This is a genomic window from Mycobacterium lepromatosis, from assembly GCF_000975265.2.
Lineage (GTDB): Bacteria > Actinomycetota > Actinomycetes > Mycobacteriales > Mycobacteriaceae > Mycobacterium > Mycobacterium lepromatosis.
Window position 1 is genome coordinate 1,624,839 of sequence record NZ_CP083405.1, and the last position, 14,771, is coordinate 1,639,609.

The window sequence follows — 14,771 nt, forward strand, 5'->3', positions numbered from 1 at the left end:
TAAAGCGGCCATCTTCGGGATCGCGGTGCTGCCGCAGTTCCTGCTGGACAGCGCGGTGGCGCTTACGACGCTCTTGGTGCTGCCGGTCATTCAGTGCGTGATTGACACCGTGTGATGTTCGGGGTCTAGGGTCGATGCGACCGTTCTTACCCAGGCTGACTATGACTTCATCGGCCAGGCGCGAGTGCGGTCTAAGCGGTTACCGAATCACTGCTCAGTGAGTTGTTTTGGCCATGGGGCGTGAAGTATCGGGTTGGCGGTCGCCTGCTGCTATGGGGCAAGCCGCGGCCTGATTGGGCTCATCCATCAGTGTGTGAGGCGCTGGTGGATGAGCTAGTTCGCACTGCCTGGGTTGTGTTGGTGGTTTAGGGTTGGTCGCGGCGTAGGTGGGCTGCTTGCAAGGGCCGCTGAGTAGTTGGTGTTGGTCGCCGGCCGCGACATCGAAGCTGGCGATGCTGGGGGTGCGTATGGTGTGGCGGGTGGCCGGGGATCAGTTGCGCTTTTCTGGTGATGTGTTAGCCCGCCACGCGCATAAGTCACCAGATCACGCCGTGGATGGCTTTTATCTTCCTTCCGCGGTCGATCCCCACAAAAAGTCAAGTACTGCCCTAGGCTAGAGCACCGCCGTACGCGTCATCACCGGCTGCGAGGTCATCGACGAACTGTGAAACCAACACGGCACCAACACAGCCGGGGGCACACCGGCTGGCCGAGGGCCGGTGAACAAACAGACACCCCACAGCCATAGCATGCACCCGAAAGCGCCCCCAACACCCAGCGCCAACAAGATCTAGGCTAGCCCACCAAACTCCCGACCGTATCGGCCAGCGATGGCACACCAGAACACTACTTCACCTGCCACCTATGAAACCGACCAACAATTCCTGCCACAAACACCAACACCCCCGGCCACCACACAACAACAACGGCTCGGGCGAGCAGTTCAGGTGCACCAAATGCGGCAGTGACCAAGCCAGCGAACACGTCTTCAAGCAACAGCTGGCCGTCGGGGCCGGTTCAGCGGAATTCGGCTGGCGATTAACTGTTCCACGGTGATCCTGTCTACGATTTTCGCGGTGGCGAAGTTCGCTGAAGGCGTGTTACTGGTCGTTTGTGTTGATGCGACTCACCCGGGAATATCGAACCTAAGCCGCCATTTTCGAGGCGTTCCGTACTGACTGCTCCGAGTTGGTGACGTATGTTCGGAATCGGGTGCTTGTTCTCGTGAACTCGGTTGACCTTGGGGTGATCGAAGCGCTGCGGCACGGCAAAAGATGCGAGCCGACGATCTCATCGCGGTGCATTTCATGGTCAACACGGCCTACGCTTCGTAGTTGCGAAAACGTTAGGATCATGACTAACTTGACATTTAGCTATGGGTGGTGGATTGTCCAGACTGGCGGATTAATGGGGCCGCGCAGATGGTGGTCGTCGAGGCGTGCGAAGAACATCCCTATACCAACGTGGATGGTGTTGTCGCTCGGTCGAACTTATGCGCCGCTGCTGTGGCGGTTGCTACAGTATCCTCACCGTCGACAAAACCGCTCGGGCCGCCAACCTGCTCCCGGACGCCGAAGCTGCGATCGTGCCTTATGACGTGCAGTGCCCGGATCCCGGAAGCCTACCCCGAACGGTTTGAGGAACAGGTCGTAAGCTAACTCGACAAGGTCGACGTCCGGGTGTTGTAAGGCAAGAGTCAGGACGTTGACGTCTATGAGCACCCAGCAAACCCGGATCGCCCGTCGTCAATGGTTAATATGGCTGGCCTGGTGCCTGGATAGTGCGCTACCTTCGAAAGGCCGGTCAGCCTAGTCAAGGACATTAGTCAACGTGGACACACATACACTTCGTCGGATCGTCGTCGGCGACAGCAACGGCGAGATCAGCGCGATGTTTCATTCCGGGCGTGGGGGCGCCGACATCCAGCCCGATCCGTTGTTGCGGATCACCGGCAAAGCCCGCTAGAGCGGTGACCGGCCTCATGTTGATGATCGACCTGGCGTATTTGGTGTGATTGACGAACCCACAGAGACTGATCCGGGTAGCCTTCATCAGGCATCCCGTTAGATTCAGTAACGACGGACTTGGTGAGACGGCAGGGACTGCGGTGAAAGCAACTGACAGTAGTGTCGGTGTTCAACGCTGGGTTTCGTGTGCACCGCCAATGGTTGCCGGCCGTTGACGAGGCATGGTTACTGTTCGGTGTACGTGTTCGGCTACGATTTGCTCGCCTCGATGCTTATCGCTCGGGTTTTTGGTGTTCAGCTAGCGGTATTTACGGTGTATCCGCGTTGGCAGCCAACGCGGATACACCGTAAATACCGCTAGCTGGTTCGGCACTGTCATGACTGGGGTTGTGGGGTCTGCACCGCATCGGGTGCAGGGCCAACAAGCCGTTGACCGCGGTATTGGGCGCTGGGCTTGGGCCCCGGTCGTCGCACTGAACTGGGCGACTTGTGGAAGCGGCCCGGTGTTGCCACTGCGAAGAATCCCGGAGTTGCGCGGATGCTGAGGACCTACTGCGGTTATGCGCATGACGCCGACGTCAGTTACGGGCAGTGAGGTTCCGGGAACCATCTCGACATTTGGCGACGTCCCGACTTGGACCGCGGTGGACAGGTTCCAGTGTTGCTGTAGGTTCCCGGGGGTGCCTTGATGGTTGGAAACAAATGTGGACAGGCACACCCGCTGATGGGCCTCTGGGCCGAGCTGGGTTGTGTCTGCGTGGCGATCAACTATCGGCCTAGCCCGCGTTCCACCTGGCCCGATCAGATCGTCGACGTCAAGTGTGCGATCGCGTGAACAAAGGAGCGCATCGCCGAGTACGATGGTGACCCGGACTGGATTGCGCTCACAGGTGGCTCGGCCGGCGGGCATCTTTTTACTTCTCTTGCCGTGAGAATCCTCAACGGTCCACAGTTTCCTCGGGGCGTCGAGAAGGCTGCCATCCAGGTACAAGCGGCTGTTCCGTTCTACGGTGTTTATGACTTGACTGGTCCGATCAACTCGATGCATCCGATTATGCTGCTGATAGCGCATAAGTACGTGTTCAAGCTGAAGTGCAGCGACCGCCCGCACGATTTTCGTGTCGCGTTGCCGATCACGCACATAGATCAAGACGTACTGGCGTTTTATGTTACATGGCCGCAACCACTCGCTGGTCCCGGTTGATATAGGCGCGCAACTGCACATCGCGATTCCGCGAGGTTAGTCGCCAGCCCGTGGTCTAAGTTGAATTGCTTTACACGCAAAATGCTTTCGACATCCTCGTGTCGGCCTGGGCGGCATACGTCGCGGTGGTCGTCGAGCAGTTCCTTGCCGAGATATATGCCTTGCGTCAGGTCATCACGTAGCTAGGTGCGGTCGCCGTTGGAAGCTCTTCCGCTGTGGGATCTGCCACGTCAATATCGGACTTGTCGCTATTTGCCGGTAAACTACTATCTGCAATATCTGGCGATCCTAAGCCCGAACGATCCTTAGCCTGAATGCGTCGTACATAGTGGTACGCCGTTGTGTCGGGGTTTTCCTGCGTTTACGTGTTGAGAATGCTGAGCGCCGTTGAGCTATCTATTTATGGGGGGACTGCACATTGCTAACCGCAAACGTTACGCCGGTGGCTGTCATTGGTATGGCTTGTCGGCTTCCCGGCGGGATCGATTCTCCGCAGCGCCTGTGGGAGGTTTTGTTGCGTGGCGACGACCTGGTGACCGAGATTCCCAAGGAGCGCTGGGACGCGGATTTGTATTACGATCCCGAACCAGGGGTGCCTGGCAGGTCGGTATCGCGATGGGGCGCCTTCCTGGATGATGTTGGTGGCTTTGACTGCGATTTCTTCGGTATGACTGAGCGTGAGGCCACCGCCATCGACCCGCAACACCGTCTGTTGCTAGAAACTTCGTGGGATGCTATCGAGCATGCGGGTCTTGACCCAGCGACACTTTCGGGGTCTGCGACTGGCGTCTTTGTGGGACTGACGCACGGGGACTATGAACTGTTGTCCGCCGATTGTGGTGCCACGGAGGGACCATACGGCTTCACCGGCACCAGTAACAGCTTCGCGTCCGGGCGAGTGGCCTACACACTTGGGTTGCACGGTCCGGCAGTCACGGTGGACACGGCGTGCTCGTCGGGCTTGATGGCCGTGCACCAGGCCTGCGGCAGTTTAGATTGCGGCGAAAGCAGTTTGGCCCTTGCCGGTGGCGTTGTCGTGACGCTGGAGCCACGGAAGTCGGTTTCGGGTTCGCTGCAGGGCATGCTGTCGCCCACCGGACGTTGCCATGCCTTCGATGTTGCAGCCGACGGATTCGTGTCCGGCGAGGGTTGTGTCGTGATGTTACTCAAGCAGCTGCCCGACGCTGAGCGTGACGGTGACCGAATCCTGGCGGTGCTACGCGGCACCGCGGCCAATCATGATGGCCGCACTTTGCATATAGCGGCGCCGTCGGAGCAAGCGCAAATTGCGGTATATCATAAAGCGTTGGCTGCGGGCGGCGTTGACCCCACCACGGTAGGTCTGATCGAAGCGCACGGTACCGGCACCCCGGTCGGAGATCCGATCGAATATGCGAGCCTGGCCGCGGTGTACGGGACTGCGGGACGTTGTGCGCTGGCATCGATTAAGACAAATTTTGGCCACATGCAGTCGACATCTGGGCCACTGGGGATGATGAAGGCAATCCTGGCTTTGCAGCATGGCGTGGTTCCGAAAAACCTGCACTTCAGCCGGCTGCCTGATCATCTGGCCGAGATTACCACTGCGCTTTTTGTGCCGCAGGTTAATACGCCCTGGCCCGTCGATGGCCAGCAGCCACGACGTGCCGCAGTGTCGTCGTATGGAATGTCTGGCACCAACGTGCACGCGATCCTTGAGCAAGCGCCAGAGAATTCAGCTAAAGAATCCCCGGCAGCATCTAAAGGCGATGGCCCGCTGTTGTTTCCTGTATCGGCCACGTCGGCCGAGCAACTGCGTGCGACGGCTGCCCGAGTGGCGGATTGGGTCGACGAGCATGGCAGCGGAACTAAACGCACTGGGCTGTGGGATTTGGGTTATACTCTATCGCGCCGCCGTGGGTACCGTCCGGTGCGGACGATGGTCCTGGCGAGCAGCTTTGCTGAATTAAGCCGGGGATTGCGTGAAATTGCCGGCAGCGAGATTCCGTATCAGCCCGCTGTGGGGCAAGACGACCGCGGACCGGTGTGGGTATTCTCTGGGCAGGGGTCACAGTGGGCCGGGATGGGCGCTGAGTTGTTCGCGAAGGAGCCGGTGTTCGCCGCGGTTGTCGCGGCGATGGAACCGGTGATTGCCGAGGAATCAGGGTTTTCGGTAACTGAGGCGCTGACGGCGGCAGAGAAGGTAACGGGTATTGACCGGGTTCAGCCGACGATTTTCGCAATCCAGGTGGCGTTGGCCGCCGCGATGAGGTCTTACGGGGTGTGTCCGGGTGCCGTCATCGGACATTCGCTCGGTGAGGCCGCGGCAGCCGTTGTCGCGGGCGCACTGTCTTGCGAAGACGGTTTGCACGTCATCTGTCGTCGCTCGCGGCTGATGTCGCGTGTTGCAGGCAGCGGCGCTATGGCGTCGGTGGAGCTGCCTGGCCAACAAGTGCTTTCCGAGCTCTCTATTCGCGGGCTGTCAGATGTTGTACTGGCCGTCGTAGCCTCACCAACATCGACTGTTGTCGGTGGTGACACCCAGGCGATTCGCGACCTGTTGGCCACCTGGCAGGAACAGGACGTGATGGTGCGTGAGGTGGCTGTAGACGTCGCTTCGCATACGCCGCAGGTCGAGCCGATACTTGACGACTTGGTTGAAGCCCTTGCCGATCTCAAACCAACTGAGCCGAAAATTCCGTACTACTCCGCGACCCTGTGGGACCCTCGTGAGCGGCCGTCGTTCACCGGTGAGTATTGGGCGGAAAACCTACGCTACACGGTGCGATTCGCGGCGGCCGTGCAGGCGGCACTCAAGGATGGTTTTCGAGTCTTCGGGGAGCTGGCGCCACACCCCCTGTTGACCTATGCGATCGAGCAAAACGCTGCCAGTCTCGACATGCCGATCAGCGCGCTGGCCGCCATGCGGCGTGAACAGGAATTGCCGTTCGGATTACGTGGTTTCGTCGCCGATGTGCATAGCGCCGGTGCCTTGGTTGATTTCTCCATTCAGTACCCCGATGGGTGCCTGGTGGATGCACCATTGCCTACCTGGACCCACCGGAAGCTGATGCTGAGCCGCGAGTCGGTTGACCACCCTGCGCACGGCGCCGCGGTTCAGACCGTTCATCCACTTCTTGGGGCACATGTGCATCTGTTCGAGGAGCCGGAGCGTCATGTGTGGCAGGGCTGGGTCGGCACCGAGGCACATCTATGGCTCGGCGACCACCAGATCCACAACGTGGCCGCGCTTCCCGGTGCTGCTTACTGTGAGATGGCATTGACCGCCGCGCGTGTGACTCTTGGCGAAGCATCAGAGGTCCGCGACATTAAGTTCGAGCAGACGCTGCTCTTGGATCGTGAAACGATGGCATCGTCGGCGGCGACAGTTTCGGCGCCTGGCGTCCTCGAGTTCGCGGTGGAAACCTATGAGGAAGGCGAACGTGTTCGACGGGCAAGCGCCGTCCTGCACGCCCTGGAAGGCCGAGCGGATCAGCAACCGCCCGCACACAACATCGACGCGTTAATCGTTAGTCATCCGTCGCGCACGGAGGGTGCCGATTTGCGGGCTGCCTTCGATGCCGTCGGCATCCAGTACGGCCTGGCTTTTTCGGGCCTCACTGCAGTACACACCGCTGACGGGACCAATATGGACGTCTCCACGGTGCTCGCCGAGGTTGCGCTGCCTGGGGCCATTCGCTCGCAGCAAGCGGCATATATAAGCCACCCTGCGTTGCTCGATGCGTGCTTTCAGTCGGTCATCGTTGCGCCTGAGGTGCAAAAAGCGGGAGCTGGCGGTCTGCTGCTGCCCGTAGAGGTGCGCAGACTGCGTAACTACCACTCGATGCGCAACGCGCAATATTGCCTCACCCGGATTAAGACATCGCGAGCCGGTGAGTGCGAAGTCGATCTGGAAGTTCTGGACCAGTCCGGAACGGTACTGTTGCTGGTCGAGGGGCTGCGCCTGGCCGGGGCCGCCTCGGAACACGAATATGCCAATCGAGTGCTCGACGAGCGGCTGTTTACCGTCGAGTGGGAACCGCGCGAATTGCCGGAAGTGAAACAGCGCGAGCGTGGATCCTGGTTAGTGCTCGGCGCGTCCGCCGAGGATCCGTTGGCCAAGCAACTTGGCGATGCACTAAATGCCGATGGCGGGCATTGCACCGTGGTGCCGTTGCCGCTCGGACAAATAGGTACCGCGCGGCTGTGTTCGCTGCTGTCTAGCGACGGCGTGAGCCCTTCCGCTGTTCACGGTTCCCTCAAGGGACTCACCGGCGTCGTCGTGGTGACCACCCCACCCGCCACTGCGGCGCAATTGCCAGCACCGCAGCGCGGTAGGGACTATGTGTCCCACCTAGTTACTATCGCCCGCGAGATCTCCGAACTCCCCGGCGAGCGGCCCCGCCTCTTTGTAGTGACCAGAAATGCCGCGAGCATAAAGACGGGTGATCTGGCCAACCTGGAGCAGGTCGGGCTGCGCGGGCTGATGCGGGTGATTGACTCCGAACACCCGTACTTGAGTGCCACCCAGATCGACGTTGACGAAACTGACCAAGCGACGATCGCCACGCAAGTGGCCCGGCAGCTGCACAGCGGTTCGGATGAGGACGAGACCGGCTGGCGAGACGGCGAGTGGTATACAGCCCGACTGCGGCCCGGTCCGGTGGGCCAGGCCGAACGGCGAACTGTTGTCGTGCAGCACGAACACGATGGCATGCGCCTAGAGATCCGGACCCCGGGTGACCTGGAATCGTTGGAATTCGTTGCTTTCGATCGGGTACCGCCGGGACCGGGGGAGATTGAGGTCGCGGTCAGCATGTCCAGCATTAACTTCGCCGACGTTCTGGTCGCGTTCGGCCGGTACCCCACTTTCGAGGGCTACTGCCAACTGTTGGGTATCGACTTCGCTGGAGTGGTGTCAGCCGTCGGGCCAAATGTCACCGATCACAAGGTTGGCGACCGAGTCGGCGGTGTGTCCCGCAACGGTTGTTGGGCCACATTTGTGATTTGCGACGCCCGCCACGCGGTCACGCTGTCGCCCGAGGTGCCTCTGGAAGAGGCCGCGGCTGTTCCTACCGTCGCCGCGACCGCTTGGTATGGTCTGCACGATCTGGCCCGGATCTCACCGGCCGATAAGGTGCTGATTCATTCGGGGACCGGTGGTGTCGGACAGGCGGCGATCGCGATCGCACGCGCCGCGGGGTGCGAGATCTTCGCGACGGCGGGTAGTCCGCGCCGGCGACAGCTGCTGCGCGACAAGGGTATTGAACATGTATACGACTCGCGCAGCCTCGAGTTCGCCGAACAGATCCATCGTGACACCAAGGGGTACGGCGTTGACGTCGTGCTCAACTCACTGCCCGGCGCTGCGCAACGTGCCGGAATCGAATTGTTGGCTTTCGGTGGGCGGTTTGTCGAGATCGGCAAACGCGATATCTACGGCGACACCCGACTTGGATTGTTCCCGTTCCGCCGCAACCTTTCGCTGTACGCGGTAGACTTTGCATTGTTGACGCATACCCATCCAGAAACTGTTCGGCGCTTGCTGACCACCGTGTACCAACGCACTGCCGAGGGTGTGCTGCCTGTGCCGCAGACCACGCACTATCCAATTCATGACACGGCTGATGCCGTCCGCCTGGTTGCTGGTGCCGGGCATACCGGCAAGGTGTTGCTGGACGTGCCGCATACCGGATCCAGTGTAGCCGTGGTGCCCCCGGAGCAGGTGCGTGTGTTTCGCGCTGACGGTGCCTATATCGTTACTGGCGGGCTGACCGGCCTGGGGCTGTTCCTCGGCACCGAGATGGCCGCAGCGGGCTGCGGACGGATAGTGCTCAATTCCCGCTCGGCGCCGAATACCCAAGCGCAAGAGGCCATCGAGCGGCTGCGTGCCGGGGGAGCTGACATCCAGGTGGAGTGTGGTGATATCGCTGAGCCGGGAGTCGCTGACCGCCTGGTGGCGGTGGCGACTCAATCGGGGCTTCCGGTTCGTGGTGTGCTACACGCAGCGGGAGTGGTCGAGGACGCTACGTTGACCAATGTCACCGATGACCTCATCGATCGTTGTTGGGCGCCTAAGGTCTACGGCGCGTGGAATTTACACCAGGCCTTGCAAGAAGGAAAAACCGCGCAGCTGCTGGATTGGTTCTGTTCGTTCTCAACGGCCGCCGCTCTGGTCGGTTCGCCAGGGCAGGGCGCATATGCGGCGGCCAACAGTTGGTTGGATGGTTTCTCGTCTTGGCGCCGAGCACAGGGCCTTGCCAGCACTGCGATCGCTTGGGGGGCTTGGGGTGAGCTTGGTCTCGCCACCGCTTTGGCAGAAATGGCCGGTGCAGCGATCGCACCCGCTGAGGGCGCTCAGGTATTTCAGACGCTGCTGCGCTACAGTCGTCCCTACTCCTGCTATGCGCCGATCATGGAAACGCCGTGGTTGAAGTCTTTTGCGCAACACAGTCGCTTCGCCGAGGCGTTCCGATCCGTTTCCCAAGGCCGAAAAGATAAAAGCAAGTTCCTGGCCGAATTGAAAGTGTTGCCTCGAGACGAATGGCCCAGCATGATTCGACGGCTGGTATCCGAGCAGATCAGCTTGCTGCTTCGACGCACCATTGATCCCGATCGGCCGCTATCTGACTATGGTTTGGATTCGCTCGGGAATTTGGAATTACGAACCCGCATCGAGACGGAGACGGGGATACGCATAAGTCCTACGAAAATCACCACAGTTCGAGGTCTAGCCGAGCATTTGTGCGAAGAGCTGGCAGCTACGGAAGCTGAATCAGCAGCCACTGCCACTTGATGGCGGGCGTCTACATCGTCGAGGGGATGATAGCCGCCTCAACCGGGGCATAGCAGGGAGTTCGAGTCAAGGAGAACGCGTTGCAGGTAGGGCCGTTGACACTAGGAACACTGCTGGATTGGGCACCCCGAGCGGGTAAGACCATCTCGTGGCAACCGACACCTGCTACCTGCGAGAAGGTGTCGCAGGCGCCGGTGAGCCCGGTACCGGTTGCCTACATGCAAGCACAGCACATCCGTGGTTATGTCGAGCAGAAAGCAAAGGGGCTCGACTACTCACGGCTGATGATTGTCAGCTGCGACCAGCCCGGCCAATGTGATATCCGTGCGGTCAACTACATCGTCAACGCGCACTTACGCCGCCATGATACCTACCGTAGCTGGTTTGAGTACACCGACGACGGTGAAATCATTCGTCGTACGCTATGCGATCCCGCAGACATCGAATTCGTTCCCGTCGAACATGGCAAGCTCTCGCTGGCCCAAATACGCGAACTTGCGGTGAGTACACCAGATCCGCTGGAGTGGGGCTGTTTCCAGTTCGGTGTGATCCAAGCCGAGGAACATTTCACGTTCTATGCCAGCATCGACCACGTCCATGTGGACGCGATGATCGTTGGTGTGACGCTCATGGAATTCCACATGATGTACAGCGCACTCGTCAGTGGTGCTGGTCCCCTCGAGCTGCCGGAGGCAGGTAGCTACGACGACTTCTGTAGGCGCCAGCACCGATTCACCTCCATGCTCACTGCGGAGTCTCCACAGATTCGTTCGTGGACCCAATTCGCTGAGCCGAACGAAGGCAGTTTTCCTGATTTCCCGCTGCCACTCGGTGATCCACTGCAGCCCACTCAGGCCGACATTGTCACCAGGACTATGCTCGATGAGCAGCAGACGGATCGATTCGAAGCGGCATGTACAGTCGCTGGCGCTCGTTTTGTCGGTGGTGTGCTGGCTTGCTGTGGCCTGGCTGAGTATGAATTGACCGGCGCTGAAACCTATTACGGGCTCACACCACGCGACACCCGCCGCACTCCGACTGATGTCTTGACTCAAGGCTGGTTCACCGGGCTGGTTCCGATCACGGTCCCTATCGCTGGCTCATCGTTCGGCGACGCCGCGCGCGCCGCGCAGAGTTCCTTCGACACTGACGTGCACTTAGCTGAAGTTCCCTACGACCGGGTGGTGGAGTTGGCGCCGACAGTGCACAAGCCGCGGCCGAACTTCCCAGTGATCAACTTCCTTGATGCGAGCACACCACCGCTTTCGGTATTGCTTACCGTGGGATTGGACGGCCTCAATATCGGCGTCTATAGCGATGGTCGTTATTCGTATCAGATGTCGATTTACGTGATCCGGGTTGAGCAGGAGACCGCGGTGGCGATGATGTTTCCGGATAATCCGGAGGCCCAGGTGTCGGTCGCTCGCTATCTGGAGACGTTGAAGTCCGTGTTCGAGTGCGTCGCCGAACGTGGGTACTGGCGTAATGTCGCATGATCTCTGCCGCACTCGGGCGGCGCTATTGGGGGTGAACTCATCTTCAGTCGGTTAGGCGATATCGCCACACGGTGGCCGTGGGTGGTGATCAGTTGTTGGGCTCTACTTGCGTTGATGCTCCCGATGACGGTGCCGTCGTTGACGGAGTTAACTCAGCGTCATTCCGTCGGGATTCTGCCTGTCGATGCGCCGTCGCGCGTCGCAGCCAAAAAGATCTCCCAGGCATTCCACGAGTTCGGCTCGGAAAACGTATTGATCGTGCTGCTAACCGACGACAAGGGGTTGGGACCGGCCGACGAAACCGTTTACCGCACGCTGGTGGATCGGCTGCACCGCGATACCAAAGACGTTGTGCTGTTGCAGGATTTTCTCAGTACACCGCTGTTGCATGAGCTACTGGTTAGCGAGGACGGCAAGGCGTGGATCCTGCCGATCGGCCTGGCCGGTGAGCTCGGTACGCCCGCGTCCTATCATGCCTACACAGATGTAGCGGGCATCGTGAAACAGACCTTGGAAAGCACAGCCGGATCGTCTCTCAAGGTCAACTTAACGGGGCCGGCGTCTACCGTAGCCGACTTGACCGACGCCGGGGCGCGAGATCGCACATTGATCGAGCTGGTGATCGCCGTCTTGTTGCTGGTTATCTTGATCATTATCTATCGTAACCCGATCACTATGTTGTTGCCGTTGATCACTATCGGCGCATCGTTGATGACTGCGCAGGCCGTGGTATCTGGCGTCTCAGTGCTGACTGGTTTGGCTGTTTCCAACCAGATGATCGTGTTGCTCAGTGCGATGATTGCCGGTGCGGGAACTGATTATGCGGTGTTCCTTATCAGCCGCTATCACGACTACATCCGGATGGGTTCTGGTTCGGCGCGGGATGCGAGTTGCGCCGTGCGACAAGCACTGATTTCCTTAGGCAAGGTGATCGCCGCGTCGGCGGCGACGGTAGGCATCGCTTTCCTCGGGATGAGCTTTACCAAAATTGGAATGTTTTCCACGGTCGGTCCGGCATTGGCGATTGGGATCGCGGTAGCGTTCTTGGCTGCGGTGACCCTGCTGCCGGCCCTCCTGGTGCTCGCCGGGCCGCGTGGCTGGGTCGCGCCGCGCCGCGACCGCGTCGGCGCATTCTGGCGGCGAACCGGGGTGCGGATAGTGCGTCGGCCAGTGGCCTACTTGAGTGCGAGCATGGTCATTCTGATTGTTTTGGCCCTGTGCGCTAGCCTCGTTCGCTTCAACTACGATGACCGCAAGCAGGTACCGGCCTCCGATGGGAGCTCTGTCGGGTACGCTGCCCTGGAACGCCATTTCCCGGTCAACCAGGTGATTCCGGAGTACCTGCTGATCCAATCGCCGCGCGACCTGCGCACGCCTCGTGCCCTTGCCGATATGGCTGAACTGGCGCAACGGGTGAGCCAGATTCCGGGCATCGCTTTGGTTCGCGGAGTTACCCGACCCACCGGAAAGCCGCTTGAAGAGACCAGTGCGACGTATCAGGCGGGCATGGTTGGTAAACAGCTAGGCCGTGCGTCCCATATGATTGGCGAAAGCACCGGCGACTTGAACCGATTGGCCTCGGGTGCTGATTTCTTGGCAGATAAGCTTGGTGACGTACGTACTCAAGTCGGCCAGGCCGTCGCAGGCACCAGTGGGCTACTAGACAGTTTGGCTTTCGTGCAGAAGATGTTTGGTGATAGCAAGACCTTGGGAGAAATCGACACCGCCGGCAAGCTTGTCTCGAGCATGCGTGATCTTGGCAACATGTTTGGGATCAACTTCTCAACCATGATGAACAACATCAACTGGGTTGGCGCCGTGGTCATTGCCCTGGATGCCAGTATGCTTTGCGACACCAACCCCATCTGCGCCGATGCGCGCGCCCAGTTTCACAAACTGCTCACCGCATCCGAAGACGGAACCCTGGATAATATCGCTAATCTTTGGAAGCAGTTGGGGTCGACGCAGTCCGCGCAAACCGTAGGCGCCACGGTCAGTAGTCTGGAGAAAACACTGATCGCCGCTAATACGTCGCTACGCTCCTTGGGGCTGGATAATCCGAATGCTATGCGCTCGAAAATGATCGGTTTGCAAAACGGTATCAACGACCTTGCGAGCGCCGGCCGTCGGATCGCCGACGGTGTGGCGGTGCTCGTCGATCAGACCAGGACTATGGGCACCAGTCTTGGCCGGGCATCGGCCTTTTTGACGGAGATGGGTCAAGACGCGTCACAACCGTCCATGGCCGGCTTCAATGTGCCGCCGCAATTACTCCATACGGAAGATTTTAAGAAACTCGCCCAGGTATTCATCTCGCCGGACGGCCATTCGGTGCGGTACTTCATTCAAACCGATCTCAACCCGTTCAGCAGTGCGGCCATGGATCAGGCCAACACGATCCTCAACGTCGCCATGGGCGCTCAACCAAACACCACGCTATCGGACGCGTCGATTTATCTCTCGGGCTATACTCTGGCGCTTCGAGACACCCGAGAGTACTACGACCGAGATCTGCAGCTTATAGTCATCGTCACGATGATTGTGGTGCTTTTGATCCTTATGGTACTGTTGCGCTCGATAGTCGCGCCAATGTACCTCGTCGGGTCGGTGATTGTCTCGTATTTATCCGCGCTCGGGCTCGGTGTCTTGGTGTTCCAGGTACTATTACGGCAGCAATTGCATTGGAGCGTGCCGGGATTGGCGTTCGTGGTGTTGGTAGCCGTGGGTGCGGACTACAACATGTTGCTCGCATCACGGCTGCGTGAAGAGTCGTCACACGGCGTGCGTGCCAGCGTCATTCGCACCGTACGTTCCACCGGTGGAGTCATCACCGCGGCCGGTTTCATCTTCGCTGCATCGATGTTTGGTCTGCTGTTCGCCAGCATCGGAACTGTCGTGCAGGCAGGCTTTGTGCTCGGGTCCGGCATCTTGCTTGACACTTTCATTGTCCGTACTATTACCGTCCCCGCGGTCGCTGCTTTGCTGAAGCGGGCGAGTTGGTGGCCCGCGCGACCGTGGCAACAACGCGTAGCCGATGACGACTTGACACAAAGAAGTAAAGCTGTGTTCAGTCCATCACCGGAAAGCCGAATTAGTTAGATTGGGGCCCCTACTTGCCTTCGGCACGCTGGGTGGCCCGAGCAGAAGCATGGTCTGAGGAAACCAAAACTAATCCAAGCCATGCAAACACACTCTGACTGCCATCGCAGCCTCCACCACTTGGCCTTGCCGAAGCTCTGGCCAATTGACTTGATGAGGAACGTTTCATCAACAGTTCTTTGGGTCCTGGTCTACTGACGGGAAAAATAGCTTGGTCGCTTTGGCGTAGT

Annotated in this window: 7 protein-coding genes and 1 pseudogene; 6 read left to right on the forward strand and 2 right to left on the reverse strand. The window is 59.5% G+C overall.

Annotated features, from left to right (window positions below):
- Nucleotides 1–386: 386 nt before the first annotated feature.
- A complete protein-coding gene (locus MLPF_RS07805) occupies nt 387–617 on the forward strand; it encodes a hypothetical protein (RefSeq protein ID WP_237817136.1) in 231 nt (76 codons plus the stop codon).
- Here MLPF_RS07805 and MLPF_RS07810 read toward each other — a convergent pair.
- Both MLPF_RS07810 and MLPF_RS07815 read right to left on the reverse strand, forming a co-directional pair.
- Nucleotides 614–784: a hypothetical protein gene (locus MLPF_RS07810; protein ID WP_237817104.1), complete on the reverse strand. Its 171-nt coding sequence runs from the start codon at nt 782–784 to the stop codon at nt 614–616. The two genes, MLPF_RS07805 and MLPF_RS07810, sit on opposite strands and share 4 nt — an antisense overlap.
- Nucleotides 785–846: 62 nt before the next feature.
- A complete protein-coding gene (locus MLPF_RS07815; protein ID WP_175266396.1) occupies nt 847–996 on the reverse strand; it encodes a hypothetical protein in 150 nt (49 codons plus the stop codon).
- An 834-nt stretch (nt 997–1,830) separates the two neighbouring features.
- Between MLPF_RS07815 and MLPF_RS15775 the strand changes: the two genes are divergently transcribed.
- The 5 genes and pseudogenes from MLPF_RS15775 to MLPF_RS07845 all read left to right on the forward strand — a co-directional run bounded on the left by MLPF_RS15775 (nt 1,831) and on the right by MLPF_RS07845 (nt 14,541).
- A complete protein-coding gene (locus MLPF_RS15775; protein ID WP_272946107.1) occupies nt 1,831–1,965 on the forward strand; it encodes a hypothetical protein in 135 nt (44 codons plus the stop codon).
- A gap of 383 nt (nt 1,966–2,348) precedes the next feature.
- A pseudogene (locus tag MLPF_RS17415) lies at nt 2,349–3,353 on the forward strand (alpha/beta hydrolase fold domain-containing protein); the annotation flags it as partial.
- Between the two features lie 236 nt (nt 3,354–3,589).
- On the forward strand, nt 3,590–9,946 hold the full coding sequence (pks2, locus tag MLPF_RS07835) for a sulfolipid-1 biosynthesis phthioceranic/hydroxyphthioceranic acid synthase (protein WP_156147071.1): 6,357 nt from the start codon (nt 3,590–3,592) through the stop codon (nt 9,944–9,946).
- Nucleotides 9,947–10,026: 80 nt separating this feature from the next.
- Nucleotides 10,027–11,442, forward strand: coding sequence for a condensation domain-containing protein (locus MLPF_RS07840; protein WP_045842995.1), 1,416 nt, complete (start codon nt 10,027–10,029; stop codon nt 11,440–11,442).
- Between the two features lie 81 nt (nt 11,443–11,523).
- Complete coding sequence (locus MLPF_RS07845; protein ID WP_272946108.1) at nt 11,524–14,541, forward strand: MMPL/RND family transporter; 3,018 nt, start codon at nt 11,524–11,526, stop codon at nt 14,539–14,541.
- Nucleotides 14,542–14,771: the final 230 nt, after the last annotated feature.